16 protein-coding genes and 1 pseudogene are annotated in these 15,747 nt (G+C 73.3%); 12 read left to right on the top strand and 5 right to left on the bottom strand.

From position 1 onward, the window contains the following. Window positions 1-59 precede the first annotated feature (59 nt). The 3 genes from ABT369_RS46425 to ABT369_RS46415 form a co-directional block, all read right to left on the bottom strand. On the bottom strand, window positions 60-1,016 hold the full coding sequence (locus tag ABT369_RS46425) for an Acg family FMN-binding oxidoreductase (RefSeq protein WP_350623023.1): 957 nt from the start codon (window positions 1,014-1,016) through the stop codon (window positions 60-62). A gap of 138 nt (window positions 1,017-1,154) precedes the next feature. Then, entirely contained in the window at window positions 1,155-1,442 is a 288-nt protein-coding gene (locus tag ABT369_RS46420; protein ID WP_350623021.1) for a hypothetical protein, read from the bottom strand. Between the two features lie 103 nt (window positions 1,443-1,545). Continuing rightward, complete coding sequence (locus ABT369_RS46415) at window positions 1,546-1,740, bottom strand: DUF1918 domain-containing protein (protein WP_350623019.1); 195 nt, start codon at window positions 1,738-1,740, stop codon at window positions 1,546-1,548. Between the two features lie 157 nt (window positions 1,741-1,897). On the opposite strand from ABT369_RS46415, the gene ABT369_RS46410 reads away from it, so the two are divergent. The 3 genes and pseudogenes from ABT369_RS46410 (at window position 1,898) to ABT369_RS46400 (ending at window position 3,884) form a co-directional block, all read left to right on the top strand. Then, entirely contained in the window at window positions 1,898-2,320 is a 423-nt protein-coding gene (locus ABT369_RS46410) for a CBS domain-containing protein (RefSeq protein ID WP_350623017.1), read from the top strand. Window positions 2,321-2,431: 111 nt separating this feature from the next. Beyond that, window positions 2,432-2,818, top strand: a pseudogene (locus ABT369_RS46405) (CoA-binding protein); the annotation flags it as partial. Between the two features lie 319 nt (window positions 2,819-3,137). Next, the gene (locus ABT369_RS46400; RefSeq protein ID WP_350623015.1) at window positions 3,138-3,884 is read left to right on the top strand and encodes a hypothetical protein; all 747 of its coding nucleotides are present in this window, start codon (window positions 3,138-3,140) and stop codon (window positions 3,882-3,884) included. Window positions 3,885-3,912: 28 nt separating this feature from the next. Here the strand turns inward: ABT369_RS46400 and ABT369_RS46395 are convergent, their stop codons facing one another. Then, complete coding sequence (locus tag ABT369_RS46395; protein ID WP_350623013.1) at window positions 3,913-4,200, bottom strand: GlsB/YeaQ/YmgE family stress response membrane protein; 288 nt, start codon at window positions 4,198-4,200, stop codon at window positions 3,913-3,915. A 275-nt stretch (window positions 4,201-4,475) separates the two neighbouring features. On the opposite strand from ABT369_RS46395, the gene ABT369_RS46390 reads away from it, so the two are divergent. The 9 genes from ABT369_RS46390 (at window position 4,476) to ABT369_RS46350 (ending at window position 15,303) form a co-directional block, all read left to right on the top strand. Next, window positions 4,476-6,617, top strand: coding sequence for an Agd3-related carbohydrate-binding protein (locus tag ABT369_RS46390; RefSeq protein ID WP_350623011.1), 2,142 nt, complete (start codon window positions 4,476-4,478; stop codon window positions 6,615-6,617). An 11-nt stretch (window positions 6,618-6,628) separates the two neighbouring features. Further along, complete coding sequence (gene pelF / locus ABT369_RS46385; RefSeq protein WP_350623009.1) at window positions 6,629-8,110, top strand: GT4 family glycosyltransferase PelF; 1,482 nt, start codon at window positions 6,629-6,631, stop codon at window positions 8,108-8,110. 2 nt (window positions 8,111-8,112) lie between these two features. Further along, window positions 8,113-9,549, top strand: a complete 1,437-nt coding sequence (locus ABT369_RS46380; RefSeq protein ID WP_350623007.1) for a hypothetical protein — start codon at window positions 8,113-8,115, stop codon at window positions 9,547-9,549. A gap of 32 nt (window positions 9,550-9,581) precedes the next feature. After that, the gene (locus ABT369_RS46375; RefSeq protein WP_350623005.1) at window positions 9,582-10,310 is read left to right on the top strand and encodes a nucleotidyltransferase family protein; all 729 of its coding nucleotides are present in this window, start codon (window positions 9,582-9,584) and stop codon (window positions 10,308-10,310) included. A gap of 169 nt (window positions 10,311-10,479) precedes the next feature. Continuing rightward, entirely contained in the window at window positions 10,480-11,388 is a 909-nt protein-coding gene (locus ABT369_RS46370) for an NAD-dependent epimerase/dehydratase family protein (protein WP_350623003.1), read from the top strand. Next, window positions 11,316-12,293 (top strand): glycoside hydrolase family 191 protein, encoded by a 978-nt coding sequence (locus tag ABT369_RS46365; RefSeq protein WP_502891913.1) that lies wholly within the window; start codon window positions 11,316-11,318, stop codon window positions 12,291-12,293. Before ABT369_RS46370 ends, ABT369_RS46365 begins: the two co-directional genes overlap by 73 nt. A 51-nt stretch (window positions 12,294-12,344) precedes the next feature. Continuing rightward, complete coding sequence (locus ABT369_RS46360) at window positions 12,345-13,661, top strand: nucleotide sugar dehydrogenase (protein ID WP_350622999.1); 1,317 nt, start codon at window positions 12,345-12,347, stop codon at window positions 13,659-13,661. Next, the gene (locus tag ABT369_RS46355; RefSeq protein ID WP_350622997.1) at window positions 13,658-14,611 is read left to right on the top strand and encodes an NAD-dependent epimerase/dehydratase family protein; all 954 of its coding nucleotides are present in this window, start codon (window positions 13,658-13,660) and stop codon (window positions 14,609-14,611) included. The genes ABT369_RS46360 and ABT369_RS46355 overlap by 4 nt, the downstream gene beginning before the upstream one ends. Further along, the gene (locus ABT369_RS46350; RefSeq protein WP_350622995.1) at window positions 14,608-15,303 is read left to right on the top strand and encodes a putative glycoside hydrolase; all 696 of its coding nucleotides are present in this window, start codon (window positions 14,608-14,610) and stop codon (window positions 15,301-15,303) included. Before ABT369_RS46355 ends, ABT369_RS46350 begins: the two co-directional genes overlap by 4 nt. An 83-nt stretch (window positions 15,304-15,386) precedes the next feature. Here ABT369_RS46350 and ABT369_RS46345 read toward each other — a convergent pair whose 3' ends face one another. Then, window positions 15,387-15,656, bottom strand: a complete 270-nt coding sequence (locus ABT369_RS46345; RefSeq protein WP_350622993.1) for a DUF1876 domain-containing protein — start codon at window positions 15,654-15,656, stop codon at window positions 15,387-15,389. Window positions 15,657-15,747: the final 91 nt, after the last annotated feature.

Here is a 15,747-nt window from a genome sequence, read left to right as displayed (position 1 = left end):
GGCTGTGCTTGCCTCCGGCGGAGTCGGGTGAGCCTCCACAGTGGACGCCCAGTGGGCCGTCAGCCCTCGGTGACGATGCCGGCGGCGGGCCGGCGAGGAGCCGGGGGAGGCTCGGTCGTCGGCGGGACGCCCACGCGCAGCACGAGCTGGGGTTGTTCGCGGGTCGGCAGCAGCGTGCGGACCAGCACCCGCGCGCCGGGAATCTCGACCACCTCGCTCATCGGCGATGCCGCGAGCCCCTCGGTCGTCGCCGTCAGCCAGGCCGCGCTGGTGGCCTCGCCCGCGCCGAGCCAGTCCGGCGGCCCGTCCCCGCCCGTCGCGACGACCAGGTACTCGGCGCCGGCGTCGTCGCCGGCACCGGGCAGCAGCTCGGCCTCCGTGCCGAGACCGAAGTCACGCACCGGCACCGGCCGCGGCACCTCGGGCACCACCGTGGCGGGCGGCACCCCGTCGGCGGCCTCGTCGCGGTGGGTCCACTGCCGCAGCTCCTCCGCCGCGCGGGTGTCGTGGGCGGTGATGGTGTGGGCGCCCTGCGCGGCGTACCGCAGATATTCGACGTCCGGCGAGCCCAGCACGTACAGGTGCGCGCGCTCGGCCTCGGCGGCGGCCCGCATCCGGGTGAGGGCCTCGGCCGGGACCCGTGCGTCGGCCGGGAAGGGGCGCCGGTCGGAGTGGCGCCGGCGCATGCTGTCGTACGCCGCGAGGCTCTCGCTCGTCGGCGGCTGCGCCCGGCCGATGACGATCCGGGCGAGCAGCATCGGCCGCCCGGGATCGGGCAGCCGTTCGACGACCGGCTCGTGACCGGCGGCGCACAGCGCCACGCGCGCGTGGTGCAACGCGGCGCCGCAGCTGAGGATCATGAGCCGACCGTGCGGGTCGATGTGCAGCAGCTGGCGGGCGGGATCGGCATGCAGCTCGAGCGCATTGCCGCCGGTCCGCCAGCGCCACGGCTGAGAGTTCAGGATCGACGGGGCGAGCCGTGCGTCCCGCGCCGCCCGGAGCAGGGCCGTGTGCATCGCGCTCCTCCTTCGGCTCCAGGTGTCCGTGGCGCAACGGCTGCCCGATCCCACCGGATCGATGTGCCGAGCTGGTGAAATTCACCCGGCGCCGGCCGGCCCGGGCAGGGCCGGGCCGTGACGCTCACCTCCAACGTCTCACCGCAGCGACTTGGGCACCTCGAGCGGATGCTCGATCGCGTCCCGCGCGGCGAGCGCCGCCATGGCGTCGTGGTAGCCGCGGCGGTCGAGCTCGCCGGCGATGCGGCGCCGCACCATGCCGCTCTCCTCGCGTCCACGCCGCCGCTCGCCGTTGGCCGCGAGCCACGTAGCGGGATGCAGCCGCTTGCGGGCCGTGCCGCCGTGACGGATCGCGGCTGCGTGCAAGGCGATCAGCGCGGCGTAGACGCACGCGATCAGCGCACCCACGATCATCGTGGTCGCCATCCGATTCACCCCCTGGCACTTTGACACTATCGGTCGCCGACGGTGACAGTCAGGGCCGAACGTCCCGTCGGCGGCGTGCCGGCCCTCTCCGGGAACTCGTCGGTCACCCGGGCCGGTCGGAGGCGCCCGCGGTCTCGATCCGGGCATCCGGCCCGGGAAAGACGAGCGCCTCGTGGCCGGTGTCGAGCCAGCGGACCTTGTACGGAGGCGTGCCGTCGTCGCGTCGCACCTCGGTGATGACGCCGATGCGGCGATGGTCGCCCACCCGCGTGCCCTCTTCGATCAGTTTGTCGCCCATCTTCGCCTTCACGACCGCGCTCCCCGAGGTTGATCGGTGGTTCTGGTGACGGAGACTGGTTCCCCCGATGCCGTGGTTCATGCATGGGCGGGCAGACTCGGCGCAGACTGCGGCGGGCCGGGCGGTGACACCGCGATTTCGCGGGTAGCCAGGGGTGGTGACGAGCGCCGCCGAGATCATGACCGCGCCGGCCTGGACGATCGGCTGTGACGCCTCGCTGGACGATGCGCTCGCGCTGCTGGAGCGGCTGTCCATCACGACGATGCCGGTGGTCGACGAGCGCCAGGCCCTGGTCGGGCTGATCAGCGACATGGACCTGCTCCGGGAGCGCACGGGCGGCCTGCGGGCCGTGGCGCGTGGCTGCGCTCCGGCCGTCGTGCGGCCTGGTGCGTGCCGCCGGGTGGCCGAGGTGATGTCGGGCCTGCCGCTGGTGGCCGCACCCGGCACGACGGTCGCGGAGGTCGCCGCGATCATGCTGCAGCAGGGCCTGCGCACGGTGCCCGTCGTCGCCGGCGATCGGGTGGTGGGCGTTGTGAGCCGCGGCGACGTGCTCGCCACCTTGCTGACCGGCACCGCTTGAGGTGCGGGCCGCATTGCCGCCCGATTCGGGACGTTCGGCCTTGCGCGGCAGGCCACGCCCGGCAACGCTGGAACCGAGACCAGGACTCGGCTCGGATTGGAGATGAGTCCAATGCGCACCGCACGGCAGATTCTGGCCGACGCGCGGACGATCGCGGTCGTCGGAGCATCGCGCGATCCCCTCAAAGCGGCGTACTGGGTGCCGAAGATGCTGCAGGAGCAGGGCTGGCGGATCATTCCGATCAACCCGCACGCCGATCGCATCCTCGGGGAGCACGTCTACGGGCGGCTGGCCGACGTCCCGTGGCGCATCGACGTCGTGAACGTGTTCCGGCCGGCCGCGGAGGCGCCCCAGATCGTGCGCGAGGTGGCGGCGTTCGGGGCCCGGGCGGTGTGGCTGCAGCTCGGCATCGAGAGCCCGGAGGCGCGCCGGATCGCCGAGGCGGCCGGGCTGGAGTACGTCGAGGACACCTGCATGGGCATGGAGCGCACGCTGGCGCAGATGGTCGTCGGCGGCATCACCCCGGCGAGCCGCGTCTACCACGGCATCGACCCCGAGCCCGTGCCCGCGGCGCCGGCCCGGCCCGGGATGCACGACGGGATCGCCCAGACACTGCTGCTGCGGCGCCGCGGCGGGCACCGCAATGCTCACCGCCGGGCCCAGCAGCGGCAGGTGCGCTGGCGCACGCATCCCGCCCACAACGCCGACCGGCGCGGGGCGTCCCACGGCGGGTGAGGCGCCGCGATCAGGCGAAATCACACCCGCCGCACCGCGTGCGGCGGGTGTCGTCACGGCCGGGCTGGGCAGGCTCGGCCAAATGACAATGAACGAACAGCAATCTCCCGAGGCGCTCGCGAGCGTGCCGCACTATGAGCTCCCGGAGCTCGGCCCGACGGGATTTCTCACCCTGCGGCGGGATCGGCACAGCATCGATCCGGTCGAGTGGGAGTCGCTGACCTACCTGGACTGGAAGTCGGGCGGTGACACCAACTTCGCCGTGCTCGCCTCCGCCATGGGCGACGACGACCCGCGGGGGTTCTGGGAGCACAACCAGCCGGACAAGGACGGCAAGTGGACCGCCAACGCCCTGCGCACGCCCTCGCTGTGCGACTGGGTGACGTCCGTCGGCGCCCGCTTCGGCCGGGTCCGCGTCATCAAGCTCTGGCCGTCCGTGGACGAGGAGACGGTGGTGCAGCGGCACATGCACCTGGACGACAACAACCGGCTGAACCCGCCGGGCGAGGGCCGGGTGGTGCGCGCCTGGCTGAATCTGACGGATGACCCGGACAGCTACATGGTGCTGCGCGAGGACCGCGACGACCCGGCCACGGAGTACCGCATCCCGCTGCCGCGCGGGGCCCAGTTCGTGGTGGACACCGAGCGCCTCTGGCACGCGGTGTTCCACCCCGGCCCGGAGCCGCGGTACGCCATGATCGCCAGTCTCGAGTCGGGGCCGGCCCTGCAGGAGTGGATCGAGGCGCGGCGGCCCACCCGGGTCGCCGCGCAGTCCGCGTCCCCGGACGGCGAAATTCGGACGGAGACTGAGGCCGGGGCGGTCCAGTAGGAACCGACCCGTCGACGGTCCGGCGGCGCTACCGCATCGCGGCGCCGGACCGTCCTCCGCGCCGGGTGGACACCTGCGCGGTGATGTAGATGCCGACGATGGCGAACAGCAGTTGGATGCCGTGGCGGATCCAGTCGACACCGTTGGTCTTGCCGACACCGATCCAGGTCGCGACCAAGCCGCCCAGGAAGGCGGCGAGGATGCCGACCACCACGGTCGCCAGGACCGAAATATTCTGCCGCCCCGGCAGGATCAACCGTGCCAGCACACCGAGCACGATACCGCCGATGATCGCCCACAGGATCGTCCCGATCATCTCGACCTCCTCAGAGGGCGCGCCTGACGGGCACGCCCGTCGACCCCCAAGCTACCCGCGTCGACGTGTCCCTCTCACGCCGCACGGGCCGATGTGAGATCGGGTGACCGGAAAGGCCATCCGCGAACTCACACCCCAGACGGCCCCGCGTCCGGCCGACCGCTCGTAGCATCGGCTCGTTCCACAAACCTTCCCGCCGAAGCGCTCCCACGCTGACCGGCGTTGGTCGCGTGCGCCCATTTTCTGCCGCGCGGCCGTTGCGAACCGGAGATTTCATGGCTCTGCTCAAGCTGCTCACCGCCGCCGCCGTCGGCACACTCCTCGTCGCCGGCACCGCATCATCGGCCACCGCCGCACCCGCCCGCCGAGGCCCCGTCAAAGCCGGTCACGACCACGCCCTCGTCCTCGGCGACCCGGGCCCCCGCAAACCCGCGAAGCCCGGTGCGCCGCTGCCCAGCGTGAAGGGATCGGTGCCCCTCAAGCGGGACCTCTCGGTGCGCCCGAACCTTCAGTCCCCCTCGAGCGGGGCGACGACCCTGGCCGCGCCGGCCACCGCCAAGGTCGGCCTGCGGGCACTGGTTCTCGGGGTCGACTCCGGCGACTGGGGCGTCGACACGTGGCGCTCGACGCTCGACCGCGTCGGGGCCGCCTACGACGTGCTGCTCACCAAGGACCAGCCGCTGACGGCGGCGTCGCTGCTGCGGTCCGACGGGGCCGGGAAGTACAACGCCATTCTGCTCACCAGCAGTTCGCTGCTGTACAACAGCGGCGGCTCCTACATCAGCGGCCTCGACGGCACCGAATGGAACACCCTGTGGGCGTACGAGCGCGACTACGCCGTGCGCCAGGCCGCCCTCTACACCAGCTACGGCACCTTTCCCGAGAACTACTGCCTGACCTCGTCGAGCGAGACCTCCGTCGGTGACACCGCGCTGCCCGCCTCGCTGACCACGGCCGGCGCCGGTGTCTTCGACACGCTGAAGACGACCGCCAAGGTGCCGATCCTGCAGTCGTACGTGTACAAGACCCGGGTCGCCGCCGGCTGTGCCGCGGATCCGGTCCTCGTCAACGGCTCCGACATCCTCGGCGTGCGCAGCACCTCCACGGACGGCCGGGAGCGCCTCGCCCTCACCTTCACCTCCAACCAGTACCTCACCCAGTCCTTCCTGCTGACCTACGGGATGCTGCGCTGGGCCAGCCGCGGGCTGTTCCTCGGCGAGCAGCGGCACTTCCTCGACGTCGACGTCGACGACTGGTTCAACACCGCCGACCACTACTACCCGGACGGGCACATCGAATCCGACCCGGGCTTCGCGATGTCCGGCCACGAGGCGTACAACGCCAACCAGCGTCAGACGGCACTGCGCACCACCTACCCGCTCGCGTCGGGCCTCACCCTGAACCTCGCGTACAACGGCGGCGACGCGGACCTCACCGCCGGAACGCAGTGCAGCCCGAACGGCGGCGTCAGCACGCTGACCGCTACGAGCCGGTGCCTGGCCACGAAGTTCCGCTGGATCAACCACACGCTGACCCACCCGGAGCTCAACTTCACGGACTACGCCACCAGCAGCAACGAGATCGCCGCCAACCGTACCGTCGCCACCCAGCTCGGCCTGTCGCAGCCGAACGCGATCCTCAAGACCGGGGAGTACTCGGGCCTCGGCGTCTACAACGACAACCCCGACGACGACGTCGACCCGCCGACCGACCACGGGCTCGCCGCCTCCAACCCGCAGTTCCTCGCCGCGGCGAAGGCGCTCGGCGTGCGGTACGTCCACGGCAACATGTCCTTCCCGAGCCACGTGCCGGACTGCTTCAACTGCGGCAAGGTCCACCCGCTCGAGCCCAGCATCACCGTGGTGCCGGACTGGCCGACGAACATCGCGTACCACACGACGACGCCCGCCGAGCAGACCGCCTTCTACAACTCGTTCTACGGACCGTCGGGCAAGTTCCCGTTCTGGCCGACCAACCTGACCTACGCGCAGATGCTCGACGCCGAGGCGAACGTCGCGCTGACGCACCTGGCCACCGGATCGCTCTACACCCACACGTTCCACATCGCCAACCTGCACGACTACGGCTCCGGCCGCACGCTGCTGACCGACTGGCTGGAGCAGGTCCTGGCCAAGTACAGCGCCTACTACACCGTGCCGCTGCTCAGCCCGGACTGGCCGACGCTGGCGGCGTACGCGACCCAGCGCACCGCGCACTTCGCCGAGCTGCGCGGCGGTGTCGACGCCGTCTACGACCCGGCGGCCCACACGATCACGGTCTCCGGCCCGCTCGCCGGATCGGTGACGGTCAGCGGCGCGAGCGGGACCGGCTCGACGACGTACGGCCCGGAGGTGTCCGCCCGGCTGACGCTCGCCGCCGCGACCGCGGTGACCGTCACGGCGAGCCCGCGCTCATGAGGGTGGTGCTGGTGTCGGAAGGCACGTACCCGCAGGCGCTCGGCGGGGTGAGCGTCTGGTGCGACCAGCTCGTGCACGGCCTGCCCGAGCACCGGTGGCAAGCGGTCGCCCTCTGCGTGGACGGCCGGGAGCCGGTGCGGTGGAAGCTGCCGGAGAACCTCGAGCGGGTCGTCACCATTCCGCTGTGGAGTGCCGGTCGCCAACGGCTCCGGCGCCCCGGGCGGGCGACCCGGTCGCTGTTCCACGCCGCGCTGGAGGATTTCATGGTCGCGCTCGTCGCGCCGCCGGACCCCGATCCGCGGCGCGGCGCCGCCCAGCGCCGGCGGTTCCTGCTCGCCCTGCGGGGGCTGCACGAGTACGCGGCGGGCGGCGGGGACATCGGGTCCGCGCTGCGCTCGAACGCGGCCCTGGGCCGCCTGCAGGACCGGTGGGACGATGTCGCCACGATGCTCGGCCGCGGGCATCCGGCGCTGGCGGGGCGGCCGCGCCGGCTCACGCTGGCCGACGCGGCGCAGGCGGTGGCAATGATCGGCTCCATGCTGCGGCCGCTCGCCGTCCCGCCGGTGCGCGCCGACGTGGTGCACTGCGCCATGAACGGGCTGTCGACGCTGGTGGCGATGGCGGCGAAGTGGACGTACGACACGCCCATGCTCATCTCCGAGCACGGCGTCTATCTGCGGGAGCGGTATCTCGAGCAGGTGGGCGGGGACCTGCCGCACGCCGTCGCGGTGCTGCTGCTGAGCTTCCAGCGCAGCCTCGCCGGCGCCGCCTACCAGGTCGCGGACGCGCTGGCCCCGCACTCCGAGTACAACCGGCGCTGGCAGCTTCGCAACGGCGCCGATCCCGATCGCATGTGGACGATGTACAACGGCATCGCGCCCGAGCTGTTTCCGAGCGCCCGGACCGAGCCGGAGGAGCCGACGATCGTCTACGTCGGACGGATCGACCCGCTCAAGGACCTGCACACGCTGATCCGGGCCTTCGCGCTCGTGCGCCGGCGGGTGCCGGACGCGCGGCTGCGCATCTACGGGGCGGCGATCGACCTGCCGTACCGGGACAGCTGCACCGCCCTCATCGAGCGGCTGGACCTCGTGGGAGCGGCGCGGCTGGAGGGCAGCGCGCCCGACGCGGTGGCGGCCTACCACAGCGGCAACGTCGTCGCGCTCACGAGCATCTCGGAGGGGTTCCCGTACTCGGTCATCGAGGCGATGGCGTGCGGCCGGACGATGGTGTGCACGAACGTCGGCGGCGTCTCGGAAGCCGTCGGCGACACCGGGTTCGTGGTCCCGCCGCGCGACCCGGCCGCCGTCGCCGACGCGTGCACGACCCTGCTGCTCGATCCGGACCTGCGCCGGGATCTGGCCGTCCGGGCCCGCCAGCGTGTGCTCGACCGGTTCACCCTGGCCCAGTCGCTGGAGGCGTACGGCAGCCTGTACGAGCGGCTGGCCGCGCCCGCGCTGGACGGGCGGACCCCGGCCGGGGCACTGCGATGACGGTGAGCGAGGTGCGGCCGACGTCGATGGCGTCGGCCGCGCGGGGCTGGGCGACGGCCAGCACGATCGCCCTGCCGATCGTGCGCCCCGCGCCCGTTCCCGACCGCCCGGAGCTCGGCACGGATCCGGTCGAGACGCTCGCCGCCGAGGTGCGCGCCGCCTCCGGCGACGGGCGGTTCGTGGACGGGCTGCACCTGGCCGCGCTGCTGGAGGCGCGGGGCGTCACGGACCGGGCCGCGCGGGTCCGCTACGGCTACCGCGACGTGTTCGAGCTCGCCGAGTCGGTTCGCGTCCGGCTGGACGGCCCCGCGGTCGGTCCGCCGAGCCGGCCGCCGCGGCGGCGGGAGTGGCGCGAGCTGTTCCACGGCGGGCTCTACCTGCTGCCCAGCGTGCTGTTTCCGGCGGTGCTCGCCGCTGTGCCGCGCTCGCCCCTCGCGGCCGTCGTCGTCGCCGGCCTGCTCGGCTGGGTGTGGGCCGGCGGCCTGACCTGGCTGGCGTACCAGCACATCAACCAGGGCGACGACGCCGCCGCGGGCCGGCTGCTGGCTCGCGGGGCCGTGTGCGGCGTCGCGGTGGCCGCGGCCCTCGGGGCGGCCGTCGCGGTGATGAGCGGCGTGGCGGCGGCCGCGCTGCTGGTGCCGGCCGTGACCGCGTACCAGCTCGCCTCGACCGTGCTGGTGTTCTACCGGGCCGAGGCCCGGCTGGTGGCCCTGATGTCGCCCGCGGTCGTGGCCGGCGGCGGGTTCGTGCTCGCCGGCTGGTGGCCGCCGACCCCCGTGATCGCGGCGGCGCTCGCCTGCACCGTGGTGACCTTCGGCGTCGCGCTCCGCCGGGCACTGCGGGCGCCCGGCGACGCGACGCCCGGCCGGCTGCGGCCGCTGATGCGGGGCCGGTGGGGCACGTTCGCGCTGGTCGTGCTCTCGACCGCGCTCCTGGCCGCGCTGGTCCTGCTGCCCCAGGCGCCGCTGCTGGCCCACCACTTCGAGGTGCTGCTCGCGACGCTGCCGCTGGTGGTGTCGATGGGCTTCGTCGAGTGGCGGGCCCGCCGCTTCGGTGAGCGGGCGCGGGAACTGCTGCACGAGGCGTGGGGGCCCGGCGGCTTCCGGCGGCGGCTGTGGTGGCGGCTCGCGCTCGACGTCTGCGCCTGCGGTCTCGTCGCCGCGCTCGCCGGGGCGGTCGTGCTCGCCGGGCTGCGCGAGGCGGGACGTCTCACGCCGGCCGCGCAGGCGATGGCCGCGGCGAGCGTCCTGCTGGCGGGCGCCGTCCTCCTCGTCTTCGTCCTGGCGGCGCACGGCGGCTACGGCCGGCTCTGCGTCGCCCTGGCCGCCGCGCTCGGGGCGCAGGCCGCCGCACCCTTCCTCGGCAGCGTCGCCTTGCTGCTCGTGTTGCTCGCCGTGGCCCTCATTCCGTCCGTGGGTCGCGTTCGGCAGTACCGGTGACGCTCTTACAACGAAAGCAGGCAATCAAGCACATGCATGCGGTCATTCTGGCCGGTGGCAAGGGCGTCAGGCTGCGTCCGTACACCACCACCCTGCCCAAGCCCCTGATGCCGATCGGGGAGCGGCACGCGATCCTGGACATCGTCCTGGAACAGCTGGCGGCCCGGGGCTTCACCTCCGTCACGCTCTCCATCAACCATCTCGGCCCGCTCATCCGCGCGTTCGTCGGCGACGGCTCCCGCTGGGGGCTCGAGATCGGCTACGTCGAGGAGAGCGTGCCGCTGTCGACGGCCGGTCCGCTGTTCCTGGTCAAGGACGAGCTGCCCGAGCACTTCCTGGTCATGAACGGCGACCTGCTCACCGATCTCGACCACGCCGACCTGCTGGCCCAGCACCGCGGCGCGGGGGCGCCGCTGACGATCGCGACGGCGGCGCAGACGACCCGGATGGAGTTCGGCGTCCTCGATGTCGTCGAGGGCCGGGTCGTCGGCTTCACCGAGAAGCCCGCGTATCGCCACCGCGTCTCGATGGGCATCTACGCCATGCCCCGCAAGACCCTGGCGCCCTACCCGCCGGGCCTGGCGCTCGGCTTCGACCGGCTGATCCAGGATCTGCTGCGCCAGGGGGAGTTCCCGCACACGTACGAGTTCGAGGGCGTCTGGCTCGACATCGGCCGTCCCGAGGAGTACGACGAGGCCAACCGCCGCTTCGGCGAGCTCGAGCCGGCCCTGCTGCCCCTGCGTAGCGAGGTGGCGGCATGAGCGGTCCGGAGCGGAGCGGAGGGGCCGCTCATCATGAAACACAGTTTTCTCGTGCCGGCGCCGGAGCTTGCGGAGGTGGCGGCATGAGCGGTCCGGAGCGAAGCGGAGGGGCCGCTCATCATGGGCACAGTTTCCTCGTGCCGGCGCCGGAGCTTGCGGAGGTGGCGGCATGAGCCGGCTGCGGGTGCTGATCTTCGGGGCGTCGGGATTCGTCGGCTCCAGCGTCCGCGAGGCGCTGGCCGCCGATCCGCGGGTCGCGAACCTCAGCTGCCCGCCCCGCGCCCGCCACGACCTCGTCACCGGCAGCGTCGCCGCGCTGACCGCGCTGATCCGCCAGTCGGGCCCCGATGTCGTCGTCAACTGCACCGGCCGGCTCACCGGCACGGCCCTCGACCTGCTGGAGGCCAACACGGTGGCGACCGTCCGGCTCGTCGACGCGGTCACGGCCGCGGCGCCGGGGGCCCGGCTGGTCAGGCTCGGGTCCGCGTCCGAGTACGGCCCGGTCGCCCACGGCACCAGCGTCGGCGAGGACCATCCGTGCGCGCCGGTCGGCGAGTACGGCACGACCCACCTCGCCGCCACCCGCCTGCTGCAGCTGGCGACGGCGGCCGGGCTCGTCGACGGCGTGACGCTGCGCGTGTTCAACCCGATCGGCCCCGGCCTGCACCGCGACAACCTGCTCGGGCGGGCCGCGGTGCTGATCCGCGACGCCCTGGCGGGGGCGGCCGGGCAGGTGCTGCTCGGGCCGCTCAGCGCGTACCGGGACTTCGTGGACGTGCGCGACGTGGCCTCGGCGGTCGTCGCCGCCGCCACCCGGACCGAGCGGGGCTCCGGCGTCGTGAACGTCGGCAGCGGACAGGCCGTGACGGCCCGGGAGGCCGTGCGCCGCCTCGCCGGAGCGGCCGGGTACAGCGGCGCGATCGTCGAGCAGGGCAGCGGCCCGGCCCGCTCGGTCGGCGTCGACTGGATCCGCGCGGACATCGCCCGGGCCGAGGCGGTCCTCGGGTGGGTGCCCACCCACACGATGGCCGAGTCGGTGAAGCAGGTGTGGGCCGCGCTCGACGGCACCGGTCAGTGAACGCCGCGCTCGCGCGCGGTGCCGTGTTTGCCGCCGCGGTCGTCCTCGTCGCGCCCGCGTGCGTCGGATGCGCACCCAGCCATCCCCCGCCGGCGACCGGGGATGGCTGGGTGTACCAGTTGCAGGGCTACGCCGACGGCGGGCTCGCGGCGCTGGCGCGGGCCTCGCAGCGGCTCGCCGTCATCGACCTGGCCCGAGACGCGAACGCGAACTGGTTCCGGCCGGAGGAGATCGCGGGGCTGCGAGCCTCGGGCAAGCGGGTGCTGGCGTACTTCGAGATCGGCAGCCTCGAGCGCTTCCGCCCGGAGTATCCGGGACTGGCCGCCGAGGCCGGCGATCTCCTGCTCAACCGCTGGGAGGACTGGCCGGACGAGTCCTTCGTGCGGTACTGGGACGAGCGATGGTGGGACCGCGTGGTGAAGCCGCGGGTCGACCGGGCCCTGGCCGCCGGGTTCGACGGGGTGTACCTGGACACGCCGCTCGCCTACGAGGAGATCGACCTGCACCTGGTGCCCGGCTGGAACCGCGACCGCCTGGCCGTCGCGATGGTCGGGCTCGTCGACCGGATCTCGCGGTACGCCCGCGGACAACGGCCCGGCTTCTGGATCGTGCCGCAGAACTCCCCGGAGCTGCGCCGCTATCCCGGCTACACCGACGCGATCGACGGCATCGGCATGGAGGAGCTGTTCTACCGCGCCACCGACCGGCCCTGCACCGAGGACTACTGCTCGGAGAACCTCGCCGACGCCCGGGCTCTGCGCGACGCCGGGAAGGTCGTGCTGGCGGTGGACTACGCCCGGCGCCCGGCCGATGTCCACGCCGCCTGCGACCACTACCGCACCGAGGGGTTCCTGGGCACCGTCACCACCCGCGACCTCGACCGGATCGCCGCGCCCTGCGGCTGATCCGCCCACCGGCCAAGGCAACACCGATCAGCATCACTGGAAGGAACACGCATGGCACGCACCATCGGCGTGATCGGGATGGGCTACGTCGGCCTGACCCTCACCGCCGCCCTGGCCCGCAAGGGCTTCACCGTCCACGGCGTCGACGTGCAGCCGGCCGTCGTCGAGGCGCTCAACCGTGGCCGCCCGCACATCTTCGAGCCCGGGGTCGCCGAGGTGTTCGCCGAGCACGCCGGCAGCACCATCCTCGTCGACACGGCGCTGCCCGCCGGCACCGTCGACGCGGCCGTGATCTGCGTATCCACGCCGGTCGACGAGCACTCGCGCCGCCCCGACCTGACCAGCCTCGCCGCCGCGGCCCGCCACGTGGCCGCCTCCTGCGGGCCCCGCACGCTCGTCGTCGTGCGCAGCACCGTGCCCGTGGGCGCGAGCCGGCAGGTGGTCCTGCCGCCGCTGCGGGCCGCCTGGGGCGACGTCCGCCTGGTGATGGCGCCCGAACGCACCATCCAGGGCCAGGCCCTGCGCGAGCTCGTGGAGCTGCCACAGGTCGTCGGCGGTCTCGACGAGGCGAGCCTGGCCGCCGGCCTCGACCTGTTCGGCGACCTCGCCCAGCGCCTCGTGCCCGTCTCCGGGCTGGAGGCCGCCGAGTTGGTGAAGCTGTCGAACAACTGCCACACCGATTTGATCTACGCGTTCGGCAACGAGGTCGCCCTCATCGCCGAGCGGCACGGCGTCGACCCGCTCGAGGTGATCGGCGCGGCCAACCTCGGCTATCCGCGCCCCGACCTGGCCCGGCCCGGGTACGTCGGCGGTGGCTGCCTGTCGAAGGATCCGTACATCATGCTCAGCGACTCCCTCAGCGACTCCGCCGATCGGCCGCCGTTCCTGATCGAGCCGGCCCGCAAGCTCAACGAGTTCCTGCCGGTGCACGTGGCGGGCACCGTCGTGGAGCTCATCCGGCAGGCCCGCGGCACCGCGGAGGGCGCGACGCTGGCGGTGCTCGGCTGGGCCTTCAAGGGCTGGCCGCCCACCGACGACATGCGCGGCACCCCGATCGCCGCGATGATGCCCGTCTTCGCCGCGGCCGGCATCACCGTGCTCGGTCACGACCCGCTCGTGCCCGACAGCGTCATCCGGCAGTACGGCGGCGAGCCCACCAGCATCGACAAGGCCTTCAGCGAGGCCGACGGCGTGCTCGTCATCAACGACCACCCGGACTACCGCGCGATCGAGCCCGCGGCGGTGCTCGGGGCCAGGCGCCCGGCCGTCGTCTTCGACTCGTGGCGCATCCTCGACGAAGGCACGTTGACCGCCGCCGGCATCCGCTACGCCGGCATCGGCTATCTCCCGCAGGGGGTGTCCGCGTGAAGGCACTGCTGCTCGGCGGGGCCGGATTCATCGGCTTCCACCTCGCCAACCGTCTGCTGGACGACGGCCACGACGTGTCCATTGTGGACGACTTCTCGCGCGGCCGCAACGACGCCGACTTCGCCGCGCTCGCCCGCCGGCCGCGCCTCGCCGTCGCGCACGGCGACCTCACGGATCCGGCGACCTGGCGGGCGCTGCCCCGCGGTTGGGACCAGATCTACCTGCTGGCGGCCGTGGTCGGGGTCCGCAACGTCGAGGCCGACCCGGCCCGGGTCGTGCGCGTCAACAGCCTCGCCGTGCTGCACCTGCTGGACTGGATCGCCGCCGGCGAGCACGTCTTCTTCGCCTCGACCAGCGAGGTCTACGCGGGCGCGGTGGACGCGGGCATCGCGCCGGTGCCGACCGGCGAGTCGACACCGGTGACCGTCGGCGACGTGACCGCCCCGCGGTACGCCTACGCCGTCAGCAAGCTACTCGGCGAGACCGCCGTCATCCACGGCGCGCGGGCGGGGGACTTCCGGGCCGTGGTCGGCCGCTTCCACAACGTGTACGGCCCGCGGATGGGCACCGACCACGCCATCCCGGAGCTGACGCTGCGGGCGCTGCGGGGCGATCGCCCGTTGCGGGTGCCGGGCGCCGGGCAGACCCGGGCGTTCTGCTTCGTCGACGACGCGGTCGAGGCGATGGTCCGCCTCATGGCCTGCCCGGAGGCGGACGGCCGGATCGTCCACATCGGCGACGACACCGCCGAGACGGGCATCGCCGACCTCGCCAAGCTGATCCTGCGGCTGACCGGCGCCGACACCGAGATCGAGCCGGCCGCGGGCGCGCCCGGCGCGGTCAACCGCCGCTGCCCCGACCTGACCCGGCTGCGCGCGCTGACCGGCTACCAGCCGACCGTGTCGCTGGAAGAGGGCGTCCGGCGCACCGTCGAGTGGTACCGCCGATGAGCGACCGCATCCCGATCGTCTTCTACTACGGCACCGGCCGCCTTGCGGAGCTGGCCGCCTATCAGCGGGCGGTCCTGCAGCCGGAGTTCTACCGTCCGCCGGAGCTGCAGTCGCTGCGTGGCGCGGGCACCGAACCGCTGGCGTACCTCTCGTTGTCGGAGGACCAGGGGCCGCCCGCGCCGTGGCAGCGCCCGCAGCGCAACCCGGACTGGGGCGGCGCCTTCGTCCACGTCGGCCATCCGGGGTGGCAGGAGCACGTGCTGCGGCAGGCTCGCGATGCCATGAACGCGGGCTTCGCGGGCCTGTTCCTCGACACGCTCAACGTCGAGCTGACGTTCCCGGAGGACGTGCCGCCGCTGCTCGGGCTCGTCGCCGCGCTGCGCCGGGTCGCCGGGTCCGGCTACGTGCTGGCCAACCGCGGGTTCGGCATGCTGCCGCACCTCGCCGAGCACGTCGACGGCATCGTCTTCGAGTCCTTCTCGGCCCGGTGGACCGACGACGGCTACGAACCCTGGCCGGCCGACGTGCTCGAGGACCACGCCCGGGTGGCCGAGGGCCTGCCGCGCGACGGCCTGGATCTGTACGCGCTGGACTACGCGGACACGCCCGGCCTGGCCGACTTCGCGCGCCGCCGGGCGGAGCTGTTCGGCATGGAGTGCGTTATCAGCGACCGCGCACTGTCGCTGGTGTGAGACCCGACCGGGGCCGCGTCACAGCGCGGCCCCGGTCGGGGCGCGCTCTCCCCGCCGCGGCAGAGTCAGGCCGATCGGGACGGCTACCAGGTCAGCCGGGCCGGTTGCGCCGATACCGCCTCGATGTCGGCCGCGGCCGCCAGCAGCAGCCGGTGGCCCAGGTCGCTGAGCGCCCGGGCGGCCGCCAGCTCGTCGCCGATCTCGGGGATGTCGTCGTCGGCCGGGTTGAGCCGGGCGGCTCCGTTGCCGGCCAGCTGGACGCCGTCGTCCGTGCGCAGCGTGGCCTCCGCGGCGGTGTTCCCGTCCTGCTCGCCGATGTTGATGTCGACCGTCCAATGCTTGGCTACCGGCATGATGGCCTCCAGCCTCTCTGCGTGCGCGGCGCGCACTTCTGCGACTCTGCGTGCGCGGCGCGCACTTCTGCGACGCGGCGAGGGTCGGCTA

The organism is Dactylosporangium sp. NPDC000244, assembly GCF_040300725.1.
Classification (GTDB): domain Bacteria; phylum Actinomycetota; class Actinomycetes; order Mycobacteriales; family Micromonosporaceae; genus Dactylosporangium.
This window is presented reverse-complemented; position numbering and strand designations above follow the sequence as displayed.

Bases quoted from the DNA above. Each gene is read 5' to 3' on its own strand.
- ABT369_RS46425 (WP_350623023.1), bottom strand. From the start codon at position 1,016: ATGCACACGGCCCTGCTCCGGGCGGCGCGGGACGCACGGCTCGCCCCG.
- ABT369_RS46420 (WP_350623021.1), bottom strand. From the start codon at position 1,442: ATGGCGACCACGATGATCGTGGGTGCGCTGATCGCGTGCGTCTACGCC.
- ABT369_RS46415 (WP_350623019.1), bottom strand. From the start codon at position 1,740: ATGGGCGACAAACTGATCGAAGAGGGCACGCGGGTGGGCGACCATCGC.
- ABT369_RS46400 (WP_350623015.1), top strand. From the start codon at position 3,138: ATGACAATGAACGAACAGCAATCTCCCGAGGCGCTCGCGAGCGTGCCG.
- ABT369_RS46395 (WP_350623013.1), bottom strand. From the start codon at position 4,200: ATGATCGGGACGATCCTGTGGGCGATCATCGGCGGTATCGTGCTCGGT.
- ABT369_RS46390 (WP_350623011.1), top strand. From the start codon at position 4,476: ATGGCTCTGCTCAAGCTGCTCACCGCCGCCGCCGTCGGCACACTCCTC.
- ABT369_RS46375 (WP_350623005.1), top strand. From the start codon at position 9,582: ATGCATGCGGTCATTCTGGCCGGTGGCAAGGGCGTCAGGCTGCGTCCG.
- ABT369_RS46370 (WP_350623003.1), top strand. From the start codon at position 10,480: ATGAGCCGGCTGCGGGTGCTGATCTTCGGGGCGTCGGGATTCGTCGGC.
- ABT369_RS46360 (WP_350622999.1), top strand. From the start codon at position 12,345: ATGGCACGCACCATCGGCGTGATCGGGATGGGCTACGTCGGCCTGACC.
- ABT369_RS46350 (WP_350622995.1), top strand. From the start codon at position 14,608: ATGAGCGACCGCATCCCGATCGTCTTCTACTACGGCACCGGCCGCCTT.
- ABT369_RS46345 (WP_350622993.1), bottom strand. From the start codon at position 15,656: ATGCCGGTAGCCAAGCATTGGACGGTCGACATCAACATCGGCGAGCAG.